The organism is Methylorubrum subtropicum (assembly GCF_038442325.1).
GTDB classification, from domain to species: domain Bacteria; phylum Pseudomonadota; class Alphaproteobacteria; order Rhizobiales; family Beijerinckiaceae; genus Methylobacterium; species Methylobacterium subtropicum.
Genome location: NZ_JBBXMW010000009.1, coordinates 83,613 through 102,414, shown reverse-complemented (window position 1 = coordinate 102,414; position 18,802 = coordinate 83,613). Strand labels below are relative to the sequence as shown.

Annotated in this window: 20 protein-coding genes; 14 read left to right on the top strand and 6 right to left on the bottom strand. The window is 69.3% G+C overall.

All coding sequences use genetic code 11. The annotated features are described in order from the left end of the window. Positions 1-40 precede the first annotated feature (40 nt). The gene (locus tag AAHG03_RS14265) at positions 41-1,045 is read right to left on the bottom strand and encodes a glycosyltransferase family 61 protein (RefSeq protein ID WP_342151336.1); all 1,005 of its coding nucleotides are present in this window, start codon (positions 1,043-1,045) and stop codon (positions 41-43) included. 4 nt (positions 1,046-1,049) lie between these two features. Further along, positions 1,050-2,174 carry a COX15/CtaA family protein gene (locus AAHG03_RS14260; protein ID WP_342151335.1) on the bottom strand — a complete coding sequence of 375 codons (1,125 nt, stop codon included), beginning with the start codon at positions 2,172-2,174 and terminating at the stop codon, positions 1,050-1,052. 188 nt (positions 2,175-2,362) lie between these two features. Between AAHG03_RS14260 and AAHG03_RS14255 the strand changes: the two genes are divergently transcribed. The 3 genes from AAHG03_RS14255 (at position 2,363) to AAHG03_RS14245 (ending at position 3,973) form a co-directional block, all read left to right on the top strand. Continuing rightward, positions 2,363-2,569, top strand: coding sequence for a DUF2842 domain-containing protein (locus AAHG03_RS14255; protein WP_342151334.1), 207 nt, complete (start codon positions 2,363-2,365; stop codon positions 2,567-2,569). A 187-nt stretch (positions 2,570-2,756) separates the two neighbouring features. After that, positions 2,757-3,176 carry a hypothetical protein gene (locus AAHG03_RS14250; protein ID WP_342151333.1) on the top strand — a complete coding sequence of 140 codons (420 nt, stop codon included), beginning with the start codon at positions 2,757-2,759 and terminating at the stop codon, positions 3,174-3,176. 104 nt (positions 3,177-3,280) lie between these two features. Next, on the top strand, positions 3,281-3,973 hold the full coding sequence (locus tag AAHG03_RS14245) for a L,D-transpeptidase (protein WP_342151332.1): 693 nt from the start codon (positions 3,281-3,283) through the stop codon (positions 3,971-3,973). 186 nt (positions 3,974-4,159) lie between these two features. Here the strand turns inward: AAHG03_RS14245 and AAHG03_RS14240 are convergent, their stop codons facing one another. Continuing rightward, entirely contained in the window at positions 4,160-4,954 is a 795-nt protein-coding gene (locus AAHG03_RS14240; protein WP_342151331.1) for an alpha/beta hydrolase, read from the bottom strand. A gap of 128 nt (positions 4,955-5,082) precedes the next feature. Between AAHG03_RS14240 and AAHG03_RS14235 the strand changes: the two genes are divergently transcribed. Then, complete coding sequence (locus AAHG03_RS14235) at positions 5,083-6,309, top strand: glycosyltransferase family 4 protein (RefSeq protein WP_342151330.1); 1,227 nt, start codon at positions 5,083-5,085, stop codon at positions 6,307-6,309. A gap of 167 nt (positions 6,310-6,476) precedes the next feature. Continuing rightward, positions 6,477-6,998, top strand: coding sequence for a translation initiation factor IF-3 (infC, locus tag AAHG03_RS14230; RefSeq protein ID WP_244535445.1), 522 nt, complete (start codon positions 6,477-6,479; stop codon positions 6,996-6,998). A gap of 249 nt (positions 6,999-7,247) precedes the next feature. Here the strand turns inward: infC and AAHG03_RS14225 are convergent, their stop codons facing one another. Together AAHG03_RS14225 and AAHG03_RS14220 are read right to left on the bottom strand one after the other, a co-directional pair. Beyond that, positions 7,248-9,584 (bottom strand): amylo-alpha-1,6-glucosidase, encoded by a 2,337-nt coding sequence (locus AAHG03_RS14225; RefSeq protein ID WP_342151329.1) that lies wholly within the window; start codon positions 9,582-9,584, stop codon positions 7,248-7,250. 226 nt (positions 9,585-9,810) lie between these two features. Then, on the bottom strand, positions 9,811-10,944 hold the full coding sequence (locus AAHG03_RS14220) for a glycosyltransferase family 4 protein (protein WP_342151328.1): 1,134 nt from the start codon (positions 10,942-10,944) through the stop codon (positions 9,811-9,813). A 290-nt stretch (positions 10,945-11,234) separates the two neighbouring features. Between AAHG03_RS14220 and AAHG03_RS14215 the strand changes: the two genes are divergently transcribed. The 9 genes from AAHG03_RS14215 to AAHG03_RS14175 all read left to right on the top strand — a co-directional run bounded on the left by AAHG03_RS14215 (position 11,235) and on the right by AAHG03_RS14175 (position 18,016). Beyond that, positions 11,235-11,516 (top strand): type II toxin-antitoxin system RelE/ParE family toxin, encoded by a 282-nt coding sequence (locus AAHG03_RS14215; RefSeq protein ID WP_342151327.1) that lies wholly within the window; start codon positions 11,235-11,237, stop codon positions 11,514-11,516. A 13-nt stretch (positions 11,517-11,529) separates the two neighbouring features. Beyond that, the gene (locus AAHG03_RS14210; protein WP_342151326.1) at positions 11,530-11,814 is read left to right on the top strand and encodes a HigA family addiction module antitoxin; all 285 of its coding nucleotides are present in this window, start codon (positions 11,530-11,532) and stop codon (positions 11,812-11,814) included. A gap of 174 nt (positions 11,815-11,988) precedes the next feature. Continuing rightward, positions 11,989-12,192, top strand: a complete 204-nt coding sequence (gene rpmI / locus AAHG03_RS14205) for a 50S ribosomal protein L35 (protein ID WP_056244427.1) — start codon at positions 11,989-11,991, stop codon at positions 12,190-12,192. 50 nt (positions 12,193-12,242) lie between these two features. Beyond that, positions 12,243-12,608 carry a 50S ribosomal protein L20 gene (gene rplT, locus AAHG03_RS14200; RefSeq protein ID WP_342151325.1) on the top strand — a complete coding sequence of 122 codons (366 nt, stop codon included), beginning with the start codon at positions 12,243-12,245 and terminating at the stop codon, positions 12,606-12,608. A gap of 185 nt (positions 12,609-12,793) precedes the next feature. Continuing rightward, positions 12,794-13,873 (top strand): phenylalanine--tRNA ligase subunit alpha, encoded by a 1,080-nt coding sequence (pheS, locus tag AAHG03_RS14195; protein WP_342151324.1) that lies wholly within the window; start codon positions 12,794-12,796, stop codon positions 13,871-13,873. A 25-nt stretch (positions 13,874-13,898) separates the two neighbouring features. After that, positions 13,899-14,204 (top strand): hypothetical protein, encoded by a 306-nt coding sequence (locus AAHG03_RS14190; RefSeq protein WP_342151323.1) that lies wholly within the window; start codon positions 13,899-13,901, stop codon positions 14,202-14,204. Next, complete coding sequence (locus AAHG03_RS14185; RefSeq protein ID WP_342151322.1) at positions 14,204-14,683, top strand: hypothetical protein; 480 nt, start codon at positions 14,204-14,206, stop codon at positions 14,681-14,683. The genes AAHG03_RS14190 and AAHG03_RS14185 overlap by 1 nt, the downstream gene beginning before the upstream one ends. Positions 14,684-14,696: 13 nt before the next feature. Further along, complete coding sequence (gene pheT / locus AAHG03_RS14180; protein WP_342151321.1) at positions 14,697-17,117, top strand: phenylalanine--tRNA ligase subunit beta; 2,421 nt, start codon at positions 14,697-14,699, stop codon at positions 17,115-17,117. Positions 17,118-17,140: 23 nt separating this feature from the next. After that, complete coding sequence (locus AAHG03_RS14175) at positions 17,141-18,016, top strand: DUF1186 domain-containing protein (RefSeq protein ID WP_342151320.1); 876 nt, start codon at positions 17,141-17,143, stop codon at positions 18,014-18,016. Here AAHG03_RS14175 and AAHG03_RS14170 read toward each other — a convergent pair. After that, a complete protein-coding gene (locus AAHG03_RS14170; protein ID WP_342151319.1) occupies positions 17,994-18,782 on the bottom strand; it encodes a HesA/MoeB/ThiF family protein in 789 nt (262 codons plus the stop codon). The genes AAHG03_RS14175 and AAHG03_RS14170 overlap by 23 nt on opposite strands. Positions 18,783-18,802 lie beyond the last annotated feature (20 nt).

Sequence of the window (18,802 nt, the reverse complement as noted above, 5' to 3'; positions counted from 1 at the left end):
CGCAGCAGGTTTCGAGCCAACCGGCGGGGGCGCATCGGGATCAGGAGCGGGACCCTAGGCCGCGGTCGAGCGCTTCGGCTTCCGCCAGCATCGCCCGGGCGATCCCGCGCGGGTCGGGCACCTCCCAGGAGACCTCGAAGGCGCCGCGTTCGCGGTAGAGCGTGCCGGGGGCGTGGAGATAGCGCGCCCGCGTCCCGTTGAGGCCGTCGAGCAGGGCGAAGTTGGCGTTGAGCGCCGGCTGCCAGTTGAGGCCGACGAGGCGCCGGTTCGGGGCCGCGAACACGGTGGTGTGGAAGGCCGAGCCGACCGTGCCGAGGATCGTCCGCCGCTGCGAGAGCAGGCGCACCTGCGCCGGCAGATCGAGGGTCTCGGGATGGACGATCTCGACGCCGTTTCGCGCGAGTTCGTCGGCGATCTCGACCTCGTTGACCAGCCGGGTGATGCCCGAGGCCAGCCGCGTCTTGGCGAGGTAGGCCGGGCGGGCAACGGAATCGACCTCGCCCGGCGTCCAGAACCCCTCGCCGATGGCGCGGCAGAGATCGCCGTAGATCGCGTGGACGCTCGCCTGCTCATGGAGCGCCGGCTCCGGCACCAGCACATCGGACAGGCGCACCGGGCGCTCGAAGGTGACGAGATCGTCGAGGCCGTAGCCCAGCCGGCCGAGGATTTTTTCCAGGAATGGCGCGCCGTGCCAGCTTCCGGGCTTCGCGTGGCAGAGAAGTTTCGGCCGCTCGCCTTGCCAGCCGACGAGGGGCCAGAGATGGGGCAGGGTGTTGATGAGGAAATGCCCGTAATGGAGCGCGAGCAGGCCGATATAGAGGGTCGGCCCTGTCTCCCCCGGCTCCGGCTCGGCCAGCGGCGTGCTCGGCGCACGCCCGGTGCCCAGCAGGCTGCCGTTGCGGGCGAACAGGCCCCACGGGGCGTCGCCGTCGATCGGGTGGAAGTCGGCCTGCGTGAAGCGGCGCCAGCCGGGCCGGGCGTCGCGCCGCTCGCAGGTGCCCCACAGCGTCCGGCACGGCAGCAGGGGCGGGCGCTGCCGCGCCATTACGTTATCGTCCGGCCAGAGCCTCGAACCCGATCGGCACCATCGGCTGGGGCGCCGCCGGGACGGGGGCGGCGGTCGTGCCGAGGCTGAGCCGGGCGTGGACGGTCGCCATCACCAAGACCGCCATGGCGAAGACCTGATGGGCGAGGCCGGCCCAAAGCGGCACCTGCAGCAGCAGCGTGACGATGCCGAGGCCCATCTGCGCGGTGGCCAGCACGGCCACGCCCACGGCCCGGCCCGCGGCCGGTCCGGCCGAGCGGCGCACCGCATCGACGGCGTGGATCAGCGCCACCAGCACGACGAGGTAGGCGAACAGGCGGTGGTTCAGCTGCACCAGGGTGAGGTTGTCGACGAAGTTCTCGATCCAGGGCACCTGCGCGAACAGCGTCTGCGACGGCGGCAGGAACACGCCGTCCATGTCCGGCCAGGTGTTGTGCACGAGCCCGGCCTTGGAGCCGGCCACCAGCCCGCCGAGCCAGATCTGCATCAGCACGAGGGCCGGCATCACGCAGGCGAGCGCCCGCACCGGGCCCGGCGCGGGATCGAGCGCGCCGGGGCGCGTGCCCGCGGCGAGCCAGACGAGGCCGGCCAGGATCAGGCTCGCGGTGGTGAGATGGAGCGCGAGCTTCAGCGGGGCGACCGCGGTCATGCCGGGCTGGAGCCCCGAGGCGACCATGATCCAGCCGATGGCGCCCTGAAGCCCGCCGAGCAGGCCGAGGCCGAGCAGCCCGACGAGCAGGCGCCGCGAGAGGAAGCCGCGCGCCCAGAAGAACAGGAAGGGCAGGAAGAACACGAGGCCGACGATGCGCCCGAGCAGGCGATGGCCCCATTCCCACCAGTAGAGCGTCTTGAAGTCGGACAGCGCGATGCCCTGGTTGAGGATGCGGAATTGCGGCGTGTCGCGGTACTTCCCGAATTCCGCCGCCCAATCGGCCGCGCTGAGCGGCGGCACCACGCCGGTCACGGGCCGCCACTCGGTGATCGAGAGCCCCGAGCCGGTCATCCGCGTCGCGCCGCCGATGGCCACCATCGCGACCACCAGGGCCGCCAGCAGGTAGAGCCATGCGCGCACGGCGCGTTGGCCGGGGCGCGCGGGGGCGAGGTCGGTCGAGGCTGGGGACAGTCGCATGATCTTTGAAAGCGCGGATTCTCGCCGAGGACGGCCGGATATGCCCCGTGCCTTACGGGAAGCGGGGGCCCGCGCGCAACGCGACGGATGATCGGGGCCGGGTTTGACGCAGCGTCCCGGCGTTGCGGCCCGCGGCTCCGGTCGGTACGAGCGAGCGGCGACCTCGAATCAGACGGTATCCCGCTCCCATGCGCCGCCGCACGCGCACCTTCCTCGGCACCTTCGGCATCCTGGCCTTCGTCATCGTCTACGCGCCGCTCGCCATGGCGCTGGCCGACAGCCGGATTTCTGAAGCCCATCCGGCGATCCAGACGGTCGCCTACTGCATCCTCGGCTTCGCCTGGATCTTCCCGCTGATGCCGCTGATCCGCTGGATGGAACGACCGGATCGTTAGCGGCGCGGCACGATGCGGGGACCGGCGAAAAGATTTCATTAATCATGAAAAGATTTCATTAATCATATTGAGCGACGCGGAAGGGACGTGGCGCGCACCTTTTTTCGCCGCACTCCCCGGCGAGAAGGCCTGACGCCTGCCACGCTCAAGCTTTCCCGCCGCCTCACCCAGGGTCGCCCGCCGCATCATGCGCCCTCCGCTCCGCTCGATCCTCCTCTCGGCCGGCTGCCTGCTGGCGCTCGCTGCCCCGGCCGCGGCGCAGGGTACGCCCCGCAACATGGCGGAGTGCGAGCGGCTGAAGAACGACCTCGCCTACAACCAGTGCCTCGCGATGTTCGGCCCCCCCGCCCGCAATGTCGGCGGCGGCGACGGCTCCGCCACGGTCAGCGCGCCCATGCCGGTCGCCTCGACGGCGACGATCCCCGGCATCCCGGCGGTCGAGGAGCCGGAACTGCAGGAGGGCCGCCGCGCCCGGCGCAGCCGCTACAGTCGCCGCAACGGCCGGATGAGCGCCACCTTCACCGTCGGCACGGTCGACGACGGGGGCAGCGTCGCCGATTCCGGCTCGGAAGCGCCGCGTTCACGCAACAGACGTCGGCGGCGATAGCTGGGAACCCCGCCGCTCACGGTTTTCGGGCGGGCTGTGTCTTGACTTCGAAAGCTTAGCCGTTTCCGGTCGCGTCGGATGACAGGACAAGGGAGTCCGGGATCATGACGATCGATCGCAAGGATGCCGCGCTCGCTGGCTTCGCGCCTCGGGCCCCCTTTCTCAGCCGCCGCTCGTTCCTGGCCGGCTCCGCCGCTGGGCTCGGCGCGCTCGGCCTCGGCGGCTGCGTCACCGCCGACGGCGCGCTGATGGCGGAAGCCGCCAAGACCTACGGGCCGCTGCCGGACGAGAAGTTCGCGATCCCCGCGGTCGACATCAAGAAGGTCGATCCGAAATACTACCGCCGGACGGTGCAGTACGCCTCGAAGGAGGCCCCCGGCACCATCGTGGTCGATCCGGGCAAGTTCTACGTCTACCGGATCGAGGAGGACGGCATGGCGACCCGCTACGGCGCCAATGTCGGGCGCGACGGGTTCCTGTGGAGCGGCGACGCCTATGTCGGCCGCAAGTCCGAATGGGCGACGTGGACCCCGCCGAAAGAGATGATCAAGCGCCAGCCCGAGGCCGCGAAATACGCCCGCGGCATGCCCGGCGGCCTCGACAACCCGCTCGGCGCCCGCACGCTCCATCTCTACCAGAACGGCGCCTACACGCTGTACACGATCTACGCGAGCAGCGACCCGGAATCGATCGGTTCGGGCATCACCAGCGGCTGCGTCGGCCTGCTGAGCCAGGACATGATCCACTTGTATTCGCGGACGCCGGTGAAGACGAAGGTCGTCGTCCTTCCGGCGTGAGCCGCCGGAGCCCGTTCGACAGGACCATCCCACCCACTCCCCTCATCCTGAGGTGCCCGTGAAGCGGGCCTCGAAGGAGGGCTCCAGCGGATCACGCGTTCCCTGGAGCCCTCCTTCGAGGGCGCCGCTTCGCGTCGCCACCTCAGGATGAGGGGGATGGGTGGGATGGGCCGGTCGAACGGCCTCTCACCCCTCCCGCGCCATCGCCTCGACGGTGCGGACCAGCAGCGCGATGTCCTGTGGACGCGACAGCCGGTGGTCGGCGTCCTTCACCAGCGTCAGGCGCGTGCCCTCGGCGGGCAGGCGGTCGAGGATGCGCAGCGCGTGGGCGTAGGGCACGTCCGGGTCGCGCATGCCTTGTAGGATGTGGACCGGGCCGCCGGGCTGCAAATCCTCGCCGAGCAGCAGATGGCGCCGTCCGTCCTCGATCAGCGCCATGCGGATCGGGTCGGGCTCCGGCGCGTAGTCGGTCGGGCGGTACCAGACGCCCTCGCGCTCCAAGGTCTCCCGGATCTCCTGCGGGAACGACGCCCACATCAGCTCTTCCGTGAAGTCGAGGGCCGGGGCGATCAGCACCATTCCGCCGATCCGCCCGCCCCGGCGCGCCCGGTTGCGGGCGGCGAGGCAGGCGATCCAGCCGCCCATGGACGAGCCGACGAGGATCGGCCGCTCGCCCGCATGGGCGGCGATCACCGCTTCGGCGTCGGCGAGCCAGTCCGAGATGGTACCGTCCTCGAACCGGCCCTCCGATTCGCCGTGGCCGGAATAGTCGAACCGCACCATGCGCCGGCCTTCCTGCGCCGCCCAAGCATCGAGGGCGGCGGCCTTGGTGGCGCGCATGTCGGAGCGGAAGCCGCCGAGCCACACTACCGCCGGGCCGTCGCCCTCGCGGATGCGCAGGGCGAGCCGGCGCGGGGCGTCGCCGCCTACGCTCAGATGGGTGACGGGCAGTTCGTCGGGGGAGGGGGCCGAATCGTTCACGTTCGCGTTGGTCCTGACAATTCGAGAAAGCGCGGTGAGGGGGCGTTTACCGAACCGTAAAGCGCTTGGGCGGATTCTTAGGTCATGAGTGCGTATCGAGCGACCCTCCCGCGGCCGCGGGGCCGGCGATGAACGGGGTCGGCTTGTCCGGGGGCCCCGTGCGGGCGGGCGAACCGTCGCCGCTCGCCGGCGTCACGGTGCTGCAGATCATCCCGGCGCTGGAAGCCGGCGGCGCCGAGCGCACCACCGTCGATGTCGCCGCGGCCCTCGCCGAGGCCGGCGCCCGCGCGCTGGTCGCGACCGAGGGCGGGCGGCTCGTGGGCGAGCTGCAGGCCAAGGGCGGCACCTGGGTGCCGTTTCCGGCGAACACGAAGAACCCGCTCGCCATGGCGGTGAACGTCGAACGCCTCGTCCGGCTCTGCCGCCGCGAGGGCGTGCAGATCCTCCACGCCCGCTCCCGCGCCCCGGCCTGGGTCGCGCTCGGCGCGGCGCGCCGCTTGAAAATCCCGTTCGTCACGACCTATCACGGCAGCTATTCGGGCCGCACCAGCGTCAAGCTCCTCTACAATTCGGTGATGGCGCGGGGCGATGTCGTCATCGCCAACTCGCACTACACCGCCGACTTGATCCGCCGGGCGCATCCCGAGCAGGCCGGCGACCGGATCGTGGTGATCCACCGCGGCACCGATCTGTCCACCTTCACGCCCTCCGCGGTGGCACCGGCCCGCGTCGAGGCCCTGCGCCGGGCCTGGGGGGTCGCCCCGCACGAGCGGGTGGTGCTGCTGGCCGCCCGCCTCACCGCCTGGAAGGGCCAGCGTGTGCTGATCGAGGCGGCGGCCCGAATGCGCGACCTCGGCCTGACCGACCTCGCCGTGGTGCTGGCGGGCGACGCGCAGGGGCGCACGAACTACGAGCGCGAACTGGACGCCCTGATCGAGGCGCGCGGCCTCACCGGGATCGTGCGTCGCACCGGCCACTGCACCGACATGCCCGCGGCCTTCCGCGCGGCCTCCGTGGTGGCGGTGCCCTCGGTCGAGCCCGAGGCGTTCGGGCGCTCGGCGGTGGAGGCGCAGGCGCTCGGCATCCCCGTGGTGGTCTCCGATCTCGGCGCGGTGCCCGAGACGGTGCTGGCCCCGCCCGACGTCGATCCGGCCCAGCGCACCGGCTGGCGCGTGCCGGCCGGCGACGCTGTGGCGCTGGCCGACGCCATCGCCGAGGCGCTGACGCTGCGGGCCAGCGCCCGCGACGCGATGAGCCGCCGGGCGCAGAGCCATGTCGAGGCGCATTTCTCCCTCGACCGGATGATCGCGGGGACGCTCGGCGTCTACGCCGGCCTGCTCGGACGAGGGGCGTGAACCGAACGCGCCCTCGCGAGTTGACTTGCCAAGAAGATTTGCCAAGTTAGCGCCGTCCGGCCGAGCCGGATCGATCGGTGGCCGGGGCTCGCTCGAAGCGGGGTCTTCAGGCTGCCGTTTCGTCGTTGATACAGGAGAACCAAGCCATTCGCAGACCAATGAGAGCCATGCCGGCCCCGCAGAAGGACGGGCCGCGCGCCAACCGGGACATCCGCGGCGTCCGCGACGTCCAGCTCATCGATCAGGACGGCCAGAACAAGGGCGTCGTGCCCTTCTTCGATGCCCTGGCGATGGCCGAGGAGATCGGCCTCGATCTCGTCGAGATCGCCCCGAATTCGGTCCCCCCCGTCTGCAAGTTCCTCGATTACGGGCGCTTCCGCTTCAACGAGCAGAAGAAGCAGAACGAGGCGCGCAAGCGGCAGAAGACCGTCGAGGTGAAGGAGATCAAGCTCCGCCCCGGCATCGACAAGCACGATTACGACGTGAAGATGAAGGCGGTGCACCGCTTCTTCGAGGAAGGCGACAAGGTGAAGGTCACCCTGCGCTTCCGCGGTCGCGAGATGGCCCACCAGGACATCGGTCTGCGTCTGCTCGAGCGGGTCAAGGTCGAGACGGCCGAGATCGCCAAGGTCGAGAGCGAGCCGATGCTCGAAGGCCGCCAGATGATCATGATCCTGGCGCCGCGCTGAAAAGAGATTCGTCCGGCGTCGTCGGACCAATGCGCTGTCTCCGAGAGGGGGCGGCGCATTTTTTATGTCTCGCGAAACCCCGTCATTCCGGGGCTCGCCGCAGGCGAGAACCCGGAATCCACCCGTGATGCGCGGCCCCACTCGCCGTCGCGGCCAGTCGTGGATTCCGGGTTCCGCTTCGCGGCCCCGGAATGACGGGGGAGGGTGGCCGCCCCGCCGGAGAGGCGAGACGGCCGAAAATCCCAAAAACTACTTCAGCATCGAGATCTGCACGTCGCCGACCCTGCGGGTCACCGCCACCGTCACGTCGTGGCCGTGGCGGTGCAGGCGGATGTCGGCGCGCGACGAGCCGAGCTTGAGGTTGAACAGCTCCACCGCCTCCAGGAACTTCGGCAGCACCGGGTTGCGGAAGCGGATGCGGTTGCGGGCGTGGTCGAGCTCCAAGCCGAGGCTCGCCGCCAGGAAGGCGAAGGGCGCCGCCGCCGCCCAGGCCTGTGGCGAGCAGGCGACCGGATAGCTCACCGGCCCGCGCTGGCGCCGCCGCATGAAGCCGCAGAACAGCTCCGGCAGCCGCTTCTGGTCGTAGTAGAGGCTGGTGTCGAACATGCCCTCGAACACGCGCGCCGCCTCGTCCTTGAGGCCGTAGCGGGCGAGCCCCATGGCGCAGATCGCGTTGTCGTGCGGCCAGATCGAGCCGTTGTGGTACGACATCGGGTTGTAGCGCGCCTCGCCCTTGGCGACGGTGCGGATGCCCCAGCCGTTGAAGCCCTCCTTCGACAGGAGTTGCGCGGCCACCCCCACCGCCCGTTCAGGCAGGGCGATGCCGGTGAACAGGGCGTGGCCGGTATTGGACGAGCGCACCGCGCAGGGGCGCTTCGCCCCGTCGAGCGCCAGCGCGTAGGTGCCGATCTCCTCGCACCAGAACTCCTCGTCGAATTTTTTTTGCAGTTTTCCGGCGTCCGCTGTCAGGCGCGTCGCAAGATCGTCCTCGCCGAGCAGGCGCGCGAGCTTCGCCGCGCCTTGCTTGGCCGCGAAGACGTAGCCCTGCACCTCGCACAGCGCGATCGGGCCCTTGGCCATGGCGCCGTCGGCGTGGAAGATCGAATCGTGGCTGTCCTTCCAGCCCTGGTTCGCCAAGCCCTGCTCGGTCTCGCGGGCGTATTCGACGAAGCCGTCGCCGTCCCGGTCGCCGTATTGGTCGATCCAGTCGAGCGCGAGCTTGAGCTGCGGCCAGATCGAGCGGATCGTGTCGAGGTCGCCCGTCACCTCGTGGTACTGCGCCGCCAGCATCACGAAGAGCGGCGTGCCGTCGATGGTGCCGTAATAGTGGCGGAACGGCACCTCGCCGAGCATCGCCATCTCGCCGCGGCGCGTCTCGTGCAGCACCTTGCCGGGCTGGGCGTCGGCGGCCGGATCGACCTCCTTGGCCTGCGTCGCCGCGAGGAAGCGCAGCACGCCCTTGCCGAAGTTGGGGTCGATCCAGAGCGCCATCATCGCCGTGATGATCCCGTCGCGCCCGAACACGGTCGAGTACCAGGGGATGCCGGCGAACGGATAAACGCCCTCCTGCGTGCGCGTCGCCAGCATGTAGAGGTCGGCGGTGGCGCGGCAGAGGCCCTCGTTGAACTGGTCGTTCGAGGAGATGATCGTGGTGATGCCCGCCGTGAGCTGGCGGAGATCCCGGCGGTTGTCGCGATAGGCGCGGGCGAAGATGCGGCCCTCGCTCAAGCTGCGGTCCGGCCGGTCGGTGAGGCTGCCCGCGGCGCGCGACAGGGCGGCGGCGGCGGCCTCGCCCGCCTTCTCCGGGCCCGGCGCCTTGGTGAAGGCGCGGTGCGATTCGAACGCGACGCGGATGAACAGCGAGGTGTGGGCGCCGGGCGCCAGCTCCACCACGAACTCGGCCTTGCCCGGCTCCAGCAGGTGGGGCTTGGGGCCCAGATGCACCGAGGTGGTGCGCACGATGTCGTCGAGGCCGGCGTAGCGGAACTGCACCTCGGTGTCCGAGCGCCGCTCCACCGTGCGCTTGCCGCGCTTCAGCCGGTCCGAGCCGCGCACCTCGAACAGGTCGCGGAAGTCGGCGTCGAACGTCACGCCGATGCGGAGCTTGCGGCGGCGGGTGTCGTAGTTGCGCAGGCCGATCCGGTCGTAGCAGGTGCCCTTGAACAGGAACTTGGTGCGCTCCAGCGCGATCAGCTCGCGGGGAATCGCGGTCTCGTCGCCCGCGTCGAGCCGGATGTCCGGCGTGGTGAGATCGACCGACAGCGCGCCGTTGTCGTCTTGCATCGCCGAGGACAGCATCATCGGCCGCTCGTCCTCGACGGTGAGCGCGAGGCGCGAGAGGTAGCGCGTATCCTGAAAGTAGAGGCCGTCGGCGCCGGGATACCAGCCGATGTCGCCGTAGCTGTCGAGGACGGCGAAGGCCTCGCCGTATTTCAGCGAGCGTAAGGGACGCTCGACCAGCGAGGCCTGGGCCTCGATGTGGTACTGCGGCAGCGCCTCGTCCGCGTCCTGAAAGCCCGCCTTCGCCGCCTGCTGGGTCTCGTGCTCGGCGTGTCTGGCCTCTGCCGCGTCGTTCTGTGCCGCCATGCGAAGCGCCTCCTGCCGATGATCCGTGCGGTTCGTGGGTTTCCGAACCCTCGCAAGGTCCAGACCTTTCGAATCGAAAACCGCCGGTCGTGTGGCACGACCGGCGGCGCGGTGAGGATCGTTCAGTTAGGCGCCGGCCCGGCCCCGGCGAGGGGGCCGGCGGCCGGTTTTGTCGGCGTTTCGCCTCGACGCAATGAACTCATCTTTCCATCGCGACGGTCCGGTGTCAGGCCGGCATCGCGGCGACGTGGATCGGCGCGCCGGCCTTGCCGTTCAGCTCGCCGTACTGGGGCGAGAAGGCGCCCGCCGACGGCATCTTGATCACGTTGCCCTGGCCGGCGAGCAGCTGCTCGTAGGCCGAGACGTACTTGCGGACCATCACCTCCGCCGTGAAGCGGCCCTCGAAGTGGCTGCGGACGCCGGCGCGCGGCAGATCACGCACCTTGCGGCAGGCCTCGACCGCCTCGTCCATCGAGTTGACGATGTAGCCCGACACGCCGTCCTTGATGACTTCGGGGACCGAGCCGTTGCCGAAGGCGATCACCGGCGTGCCGGCCGACATCGCCTCGATCATCACGAGGCCGAAGGGCTCCGGCCAGTCAATCGGGAAGGCGAGCGCCAGGGCGTTACCGAGGAAGTCCTTCTTCTGCTCCTCGTTGATCTCGCCGATATATTCCACCAACGGGTGGTGGATCATCGGCTCGATCTTCTCGTCCCAGTAATCCTGATCGGCCTTGTCGACCTTGGCGGCGATCTTCAGCGGGGTGCCTGAGCGGATCGCCATCTCGATCGCGCGGTCGGGGCGCTTCTCGGGCGAGATGCGTCCGAGGAAGGCGAGGTAGCCGCCCTTGGCTTCCGGATAGAACGGGCAATTCTCCTTCGGCAGGCCGTGATGGATCGTGGCCAGCCAGTTGGAGTTCTCCGGCATCGGCTCGCGCTGGTTGTCCGAGATCGACACCAGCGGCATGCCGGTGAAGGTGTTGTAGACCGGCATGAAGTCCGGCACGTCGAGGCGACCGTGCATGGTCGTCAGGCACTTGTGATACAGATCCTCGAACATCGGATACTGCAAGAGATCGATATGGAAGTGGATCACGTCGAACTCGTGCGCCCGGCGATGCACGTGGTGCAGCATCGCGAGGTGGCCGGCGGTGTGATCGCGGTAGCCGAGAAGGCGCAGGCCTTCCGGGTGGCAGGCGGCGAGCTTGGCCGAAGTCTGCGAATCACCGCTGGCGAACAGCGTCACGTCATGGCCCTGACGGACCAGTTCTTCCGTGATCCACGACACGACGCGCTCGGTGCCGCCGTAGAACTTCGGAGGAACAGCTTCCGCGAGCGGGGCTACCTGGGCAATGCGCACGAAGACGTCTCCTGTGACCGGGTAAGGGATGTTGGAGCGAGTAATGGACGACGCGGTCTGAGCGGGACATGAACGAAACCGACAGCCAAGGTTTATGGTTCCGCTCGCTCCCTGGCGCGACGGGGAATCTTTGCAACCCCACCGAATGCCGGCTTTCCACAGGATGGACGCAACGCAGACTTGCTTTCGGGCTGACATGATAAGTGCGTCGGCGATGACCCGTTCCGGGACCGCCGCACGCTTGCCGCGCGAGTCGGATTGCTGTACGTAATCCGTACAAAGATGCGCCCATGATCCTCAGCTATCGCAACAAGGACACCGAGGCGCTGGATGTGCATGGCGTGTGCCATCGCCGCTGGCGAGCCTTTCAAGCCGCGGCCGAGCGCAAGCTCGATATGCTCAACGCCGCCTCCGTCGTGAGCGACCTACGCAGTCCGCCCCGCAATCGCCTGGAAAAGCTGTCCGGTGACCGTGAGGGCCAGTGGAGCATCCGCATCAACGATCAATGGCGCATCTGCTTCCGCTGGGACGGCTTGGGCCCTGAGGATGTCGAGATCGTCGATTACCACTGAGGGAGAGTACGGCATGGCCCGCATTCGAACGCATCCCGGCGAGATTCTTCTCGAAGAGTACCTTCGCCCGCTGGACATGAGCGCCAACGCGCTCGCGCAGGCGATCGAAGTTCCGGCCAACCGCATCAGTGAACTTTTGCGCGGTCGCCGGGGCATGAGCGCCGACACCGCCTGCCGGCTCGGGCGGTTCTTCGGGACCACGCCGGAATTCTGGATGAACCTCCAGACCGCGCACGACCTGTCGAAGGCGGTGGCCGAGCACGACTATTCCGGCCTTCGCACCCTTGAGAGCGCATGACGGTCCGGCCCTGCGCGGCGATCGATTGAAACCGCAAAAACTTTCTGCCATAAGCCGCCCGCGTCGAACCGCCCGGCCGATTAGGGCTGCCGTGGCGGTTCCCGTTGCTCCAGCAGCATCACAGCGCAAGGCCCCGGCTCTCCGGCCGGACCGTCGTTGCGTCAGGAGAGCCAAATGCCCAAGCTGAAGACCAAATCGGGCGCCAAGAAGCGCTTCAAGATCACCGGCACCGGCAAGGTGATGTACGCCCAGGCCGGCAAGCGCCACGGGATGATCAAGCGGACGACGAAGCAGATCCGCAACCTGCGCGGCACCACGACCCTGTTCGAGGGCGATGCCGCCAACGTGAAGAAGTATTTCCTGCCGAACCAGCGGTAAGCCTTCACGTCCAGCCGAATCTGTCTTTCTAGAATCCGAGGAGATCTCCCATGGCCCGCGTCAAGCGCGGCGTGACCAGTCACGCGAAGCACAAGAAAGTCCTGAAGGCCGCCAAGGGCTATTACGGCCGGCGCAAGAACACGATCCGCATCGCCAAGCAGGCGGTGGAGAAGGGCCTCCAGTACGCCTACCGCGACCGTAAGAACAAGAAGCGCACCTTCCGCGCCCTCTGGATCCAGCGCCTCAACGCGGCGGTCCGCGAGCACGGCATGACCTATTCGCGCTTCATCAACGCGCTGGCCGTGTCCGGCATCGAGGTGGACCGTAAGGCCCTCTCCGAGCTCGCCATCCACGAGCCGGCCGCCTTCGCCGCCGTCGTCGAGAAGGCCAAGTCGGCCCTGCCGAAGGCCGCCTGATCCGCAAGGCCGCCCGCGACGGGCGGTCCGCGATCCTTTCATCCAAGGCGCGGCGCTTCCATGAGCGCCGCGCCTTTTTTTCGTTTTTGCACCGACGGCGGCGACCGCCCCTTGCGGGATCGCGGGCAACGCGAAACAAGCGGCCCGCGGCCCGAGAAGGCTGCATTCAGGGACAGTGAAGCGTGATGGATCTCGACGCTCTCGAACGCGACCTCCTCGGCCAGGTCGAGCAGGCCGGTGACGAGGCCGCCTTGGAGGCCCTGCGCGTCGCCGCGCTCGGCAAGAAGGGCAGCGTCTCCGAACTGCTCAAGACGCTGGGCGGCATGACGCCGGACGAGCGCAAGGAGCGCGGCCCCCTCATCAACGGCCTGCGCGACCGGGTGCAGGGCGCGATGTCTGCCAAGCGAGAGACCCTGGCCGAGGCCGCCCTCGACGCGCGGCTCGCCGCCGAACGCATCGACGTGACGCTCCCCTTACGCGAGGCGCCGGAGACCCGCGGGCGCATCCACCCGATCAGCCAGGTGATCGAGGAGATCACCGCGATCTTTGCTGACCTCGGCTTCTCGGTGGCGGAAGGGCCGGACATCGAGACCGACGAGCTGAACTTCACCGCGCTCAACTTCCCCGAGGGCCATCCGGCCCGCGAGATGCACGACACGTTCTTTCTGGCGCCCGACCCAAACGGGAAGCGCAAGCTCCTGCGCACCCACACCTCGCCGGTGCAGGTGCGGACGATGCGGGCCAAGCAGCCGCCGATCCGCGTGATCATGCCCGGCCGCACCTACCGGCACGATTCCGACCAGACCCACACGCCGATGTTCCATCAGGTCGAGGGCCTCGTCATCGACCGCTCGGCCAACATCGCCAACCTGAAATGGGTGCTCGAATCGTTCTGCCGCGCCTTCTTCGAGGTCGACAGCGTGACGATGCGCTTCCGCCCCTCGTTCTTCCCCTTCACCGAGCCCTCGGCCGAGGTCGATATCCAGTGCTCGCGAAAGGGCGGCGAGCTGCGCTTCGGCGAGGGCACCGACTGGCTGGAGGTGCTGGGCTGCGGCATGGTCCACCCCAACGTCCTGCGCAACGGCGGCCTCGACCCGGATCAGGTCCAGGGCTTCGCCTTCGGCATGGGCATCGATCGCCTCGCCATGCTCAAATACGGCATGCCGGACCTGCGCCCGTTCTTCGAGGCGGACGTGCGCTGGCTCGACCATTACGGCTTCCGGCCGATCGACGTGCCGAGCTTGGTCGGCGGGCTGACGGGGTGAGACTTCCCGAGACGGGAGACGAGCGATGCTGAAGACTGCGGACGTCCAGGCTCTGGCCAGCGAGATCTTCGCGCAGGCGCTCGGGCCCGAGCGGTTCGATCATCTCGAGATCGAGACCAAGGCCGATCACGACGGCGAGCCGTCGTTCTATGTGAGGCTGCATTTCAAGCCGGGCGTCGATCCGCGCGATGTCGATGGACTCTTGAGCGCCCAAACGGACCTGAGATTCCGCCTCCTCGACCTCGACGAGGAGCGGTTTCCCTATCTGCGTCCCGTCTACGTCGATGACGAGATCCTGGTCGATGACGACGAGCCTGAACCGTCGAACTGATGGCGCGCTCGAAGAATTCCCTCGTCGACGACCTCTTGGGCGTGGCCGTCGCGCTCACGGAGCAAGGCGGTCGCGCGAGCCTGCGCAAGGCCTCGCTACGTCGTGCGGTCAGCACCGCGTATTACGCCGTCTTCCACGCGCTGTGCTTCGTCTGCGCGAACGAGCTGGTCGGCTGGCGAAAGGCGAACGATCTCATCGAGCCCGTCTACAGGATGCTTGATCACGGCACGGCCAAGAATCGCCTCATCGGCAAGGATGCGGCGGCCATCTCACCGGCGATCCGGCAAATCGGAACCGGGTTCAGGGATTTGCAGGAGGCGCGTCATGAAGCCGATTACAGGACGCCCGCACTCAACCTCTCCCGAGATTCGACGCTTCAACTGATTGCCGAGGCTCGCGAGGTCGTCGATCTGATCGAAGCCCTCCCGCCCGAAGACCGTCTGAAACTCGCGATCCTTCTGGTCACGAAGGCCCGCTAAGGCACCGCACCCGATGAAATTCACCCTCTCCTGGCTCAAGGACCACCTCGACACCGAGGCCTCGCTCGACGCGCTGGCCGAGACGCTCACGCGCATCGGCCTGGAGGTCGAGGGGATCGAGGACAAGGCTGCCGCGCTCAAGCCCTACGTGATTGCGCGGGTCACTTCCGCCGAGCAGCACCCGAACGCCGACCGCCTGCGCGTCTGCCAGGTCGATGCCGGGGACGGGCAGCCGTTGCAGGTGGTGTGCGGGGCGCCCAATGCCCGCGCCGGCATGCTCTCGGTGTTCGCCCCCCCCGGCACCTACGTGCCGGGCAAGGACATCACGCTCTCGGTCGGCACGATCCGGGGCGTCGAGAGCCGCGGCATGCTGTGCTCTGGCGCCGAACTCGGCCTCAGCGAGGACCACGACGGCATCCTCGATCTGCCGCAGGACGCGCCGGTCGGCACGCCCTACGCCGTCTGGGCCGGGCTCGACGATCCGGTGATCGAGATCAACCTGACGCCGAACCGCGCCGACTGCGCCTCGATCCACGGCATCGCCCGCGATCTCGCCGCCACCGGCATCGGCACGCTCAAGCGCGAGCCGATGCCGCCGGTGCGCGGGGAGGGCGCCTGCCCGACCGAGGTGACGCTTCGGTTCGACGCGCACGACAAGGGGCTCTGCCCGCTCTTCGCGCTTCGCCTCGTGCGCGGCGTCAAGAACGGCCCCTCGCCCGAATGGATGCAGAAGCGGTTGCGCGCCATCGGCCTGCGCCCGATCAACGCGCTCGTGGACATCACCAACTACCTCACCTTCGACCGCGGCCGGCCGCTGCACGTGTTCGATGCCGTCAAGGTCGCGGGCGGCCTCGTGGTGCGCCGCGCCGAGGACGGCGAGAGCGTGGTCGCGCTCGACGGCAAGACCTACCGGCTCGACGACACGGTGGTGATCGCCGACGACAACGGCGTCGAGTCGATCGGCGGCATCATGGGCGGGCAGGCCTCGGGATGCGACGAGGGCACCACCGACGTGCTCATCGAATCCGCCCTGTGGGACCCGCGCAACATCGCCCGCACCGGGCGGCGGCTCGGCATCATCACGGATGCCCGCTACCGCTTCGAGCGCGGCGTCGATCCGGCCTTCGCCCTGCCGGGGCTCGATCTCGCCACCCGCCTCGTGATGGATCTGTGCGGCGGCACGCCGTCTCAGGCCGCCATCGCCGGCGAGGTGCCGGAACTCTCCCAGGTGATCGACTTCCCCTGGACCGAGGTGCGGCGGCTCGCCGGCATCGAGCTGTCGCGGGCCGAGATGAAGGTGACGCTGGAGACGCTGGGCTTCCACGTCGCCGGCTCCGGGGATCGCGTGAAGGTGCTGCCGCCGTCCTGGCGGGCCGATGTCGAGGGCAAGGCCGATCTCGTCGAGGAGATCGTGCGCATCGCCGGGCTCGACCGGATCGAGCCCAAGCCCTTGCCGCGCGTCGAGACCGTGGCGCACGAGCCGATGCTCACCGTGCTGCAGCGGCGCACCCGTCTGGCCCGTCGCGCCTTGGCGAGCCGCGGCTTGATGGAGGCGGTGACCTACTCGTTCATCGCCGCCGAGGATGCGCGCCTGTTCGGCGGCGGCGGGGCCGATCTGGCGCTCGCCAACCCGATCGCCGCCGACCTCTCGGACATGCGCCCGAGCCTCGTGCCCGGCCTGCTGCGCGCCGCCCAGCGCAACGCCGACCGGGGTTTTGCCGACGTCGCCCTGTTCGAGGTCGGCCAGTGCTTCGCCAGCGACGAGCCCGAGGGCCAGTCGGTCCGCGCCGCCGGTATCCGCCGCGGCACCGCGCGCCACGGCGGCGCCGGGCGCCACTGGGCCGGCGCGGCCGCGCCCGTCGATGCCTTCGAGGCCAAGGCCGACGCGCTGGCGCTGCTGACCGCGCTCGGCGTGCCGACCGGCGGACTTCAGGTCGTGGCCGGCGGGCCGAACTGGCTGCATCCGGGCCGCTCGGGCACGCTCCAGTTCGGCCCCAAGAACGTGGTCGGCCATTTCGGCGAACTGCATCCGCGGCTTCTGAAGGCGATGGACCTCAAGGGCACCCAAGTGGCCTTCGAGATCGTCCTCGACGCCCTGCCGCTGCCGCGCCACCGCCCGACCAAGGCCAAGCCCGCGCTGACGCTCTCCGGTCTCCAGGCGATCTCCCGCGACTTCGCCTTCGTGGTGGCCCGCGACGTGACGGCGGCCGACATCCTCAAGGCCGCTCAGGGCGCCGAGCGCAAGCTGATCGCCGGGATCGACGTGTTCGACCTCTACGAGGGCGTCGGCATCCCGGAGGGCTCGAAATCGGTCGCCGTCGCGGTGCGGCTCCAGCCGAGCGAGCGCACGCTGACCGATGCGGAGATCGAGGCGGTGAGCGCCAAGATCGTCGCCGAGGTCGGTAAGAAGACCGGCGCGACGCTGCGCGCCTGACCACGGATCGAAGGAGGCCCGCCATGGATGCCGATCTGGTCGAGCAGCTCTCAGGCGCCGAGACCATGCCGAAGCTGGCCCTGCGCCGGGCCATCGCCGAGCCGGAGGCGGTGGCCGAGCCCGTGCTGCGGGTTCTTGCCACCGCGGCGGAGGCGCCCGACACGGTGGGCGACAACGACGCCAACCTGCTGTTCTGGGGGCTGCACGCGCTGGCGGCGGCCCGCGACACGCGGGTCTACCGGCCGCTGATGCGTCTGCTGCGCCATGACGGCGACACGGTCGATTCGATCCTCGGGGACGCCGCCACCATCACCACGGCGCCGATCCTGGCGAGCGTGTTCGACGGCGACGTAGGCCCGCTCCACGCGCTGATCCTCGACAGCGCCGCCGACGGCTTCATCCGCTACGAGGGCTTCAAGGCGCTGGCGTTCCTGACCCGCCAGGGGCGGCTACCGCTCGACGATGCCCGCACCCTGCTGCTGCGCTTCGAATCTGCCCAGGCCGCGGTCGAGGGCGACATGGCCTGGGTCGGCTGGGAGGAGGCGATCGCCTATCTCGGGCTGACCGACCTCGCCCCGAAGGCCGAGGCGGCGCGCCGCGACGGGCGCCTCACCGACGAATTCAGCGACGCGTCGTGGTTTCGCAAGGCCCTGCGGCAGGCCAGCGCCGAGCCGCCGGACCTGTCCGAGTTCGGCGAGGGCTACGGCACGCTCGACGATCCGGTCGCGGCGCTGGCCTGGACCGAGGAATCCTACGGCCAGCCGGTGACGAACCCGTACAAGGATGTCGGCCGCAACGATCCCTGCCCCTGCGGCTCGGGCAAGAAGTTCAAGAAGTGCTGCCTCGACAAGATGGAGGCGGAGGACGGTCCGGGCCTCAAGCTGCCGGGCCTGTCGTGAGGCCGTTCAACGGATTGTCCGGGTCCCAGGCGTAGTCCAGCGTCTCGAACCGCATCGAGCGGGCGTCCACCATCAGCAGGCGCCCGACCAGCGGCTCGCCGAAGCCGGCCACCGCGCGGATCACCTCCATCGCCATCAGCGAGCCCATCACGCCCGCCAGCGCCCCGAGCACCCCGGCCTCGGCGCAGGGCGCGACCGTGCCGGGCGGCGGCGGGTTCGGGAACAGGCAGCGATAGGTCGGGTTCGGCTCGCCCGTGGGGCCGGTCTCGTGGGCGCGGATCGTGGTGAGCGAGCCGTCGAAGGCCCCGAGCGCCGCCGTCACCAGCGGTTTCTTCGCGTGGAAGCAGGCGTCCGAGACGGCGTAGCGGGTGGAAAAGTTGTCCGAGCCGTCGGCGACGAGATCGTATTCCGCCATCAGCGCGGGCGCGTTCTCGGGCGTGAGGCGGCAGGGATGCGCCACCACGCGCACATGCGGGTTGAGCCGGGCGACCGCGTCCGCCGCGCTCTCGACCTTGGGGCGCCCGACATCGGCCGTGCCGTGGATGACCTGCCGCTGCAGGTTCGACAGCGACACCGCGTCGTCATCGACGATGCCGATGGTGCCGATGCCCGCGGCGGCGAGGTACTGGATCAGCGGCGCCCCGAGCCCGCCCGCGCCGACCACGAGCACCCGCGCCGCCTTCAACCGCGCCTGCCCCGGCCCGCCGACCTCCCGCAGCACGATGTGGCGGGCATAGCGTTCGAGTTCGTCCGACGAGAGAGCCATGGGGGCCATGTAAGCGCGCG

Bases quoted from the DNA above. Each gene is read 5' to 3' on its own strand.
- AAHG03_RS14265 (WP_342151336.1), bottom strand. From the start codon at position 1,045: ATGGCGCGGCAGCGCCCGCCCCTGCTGCCGTGCCGGACGCTGTGGGGC.
- AAHG03_RS14260 (WP_342151335.1), bottom strand. From the start codon at position 2,174: ATGCGACTGTCCCCAGCCTCGACCGACCTCGCCCCCGCGCGCCCCGGC.
- AAHG03_RS14255 (WP_342151334.1), top strand. From the start codon at position 2,363: ATGCGCCGCCGCACGCGCACCTTCCTCGGCACCTTCGGCATCCTGGCC.
- AAHG03_RS14250 (WP_342151333.1), top strand. From the start codon at position 2,757: ATGCGCCCTCCGCTCCGCTCGATCCTCCTCTCGGCCGGCTGCCTGCTG.
- AAHG03_RS14245 (WP_342151332.1), top strand. From the start codon at position 3,281: ATGACGATCGATCGCAAGGATGCCGCGCTCGCTGGCTTCGCGCCTCGG.
- AAHG03_RS14235 (WP_342151330.1), top strand. From the start codon at position 5,083: ATGAACGGGGTCGGCTTGTCCGGGGGCCCCGTGCGGGCGGGCGAACCG.
- infC (WP_244535445.1), top strand. From the start codon at position 6,477: ATGCCGGCCCCGCAGAAGGACGGGCCGCGCGCCAACCGGGACATCCGC.
- AAHG03_RS14225 (WP_342151329.1), bottom strand. From the start codon at position 9,584: ATGGCGGCACAGAACGACGCGGCAGAGGCCAGACACGCCGAGCACGAG.
- AAHG03_RS14215 (WP_342151327.1), top strand. From the start codon at position 11,235: ATGATCCTCAGCTATCGCAACAAGGACACCGAGGCGCTGGATGTGCAT.
- AAHG03_RS14210 (WP_342151326.1), top strand. From the start codon at position 11,530: ATGGCCCGCATTCGAACGCATCCCGGCGAGATTCTTCTCGAAGAGTAC.
- rpmI (WP_056244427.1), top strand. From the start codon at position 11,989: ATGCCCAAGCTGAAGACCAAATCGGGCGCCAAGAAGCGCTTCAAGATC.
- rplT (WP_342151325.1), top strand. From the start codon at position 12,243: ATGGCCCGCGTCAAGCGCGGCGTGACCAGTCACGCGAAGCACAAGAAA.
- pheS (WP_342151324.1), top strand. From the start codon at position 12,794: ATGGATCTCGACGCTCTCGAACGCGACCTCCTCGGCCAGGTCGAGCAG.
- AAHG03_RS14190 (WP_342151323.1), top strand. From the start codon at position 13,899: ATGCTGAAGACTGCGGACGTCCAGGCTCTGGCCAGCGAGATCTTCGCG.
- AAHG03_RS14185 (WP_342151322.1), top strand. From the start codon at position 14,204: ATGGCGCGCTCGAAGAATTCCCTCGTCGACGACCTCTTGGGCGTGGCC.
- pheT (WP_342151321.1), top strand. From the start codon at position 14,697: ATGAAATTCACCCTCTCCTGGCTCAAGGACCACCTCGACACCGAGGCC.
- AAHG03_RS14175 (WP_342151320.1), top strand. From the start codon at position 17,141: ATGGATGCCGATCTGGTCGAGCAGCTCTCAGGCGCCGAGACCATGCCG.
- AAHG03_RS14170 (WP_342151319.1), bottom strand. From the start codon at position 18,782: ATGGCTCTCTCGTCGGACGAACTCGAACGCTATGCCCGCCACATCGTG.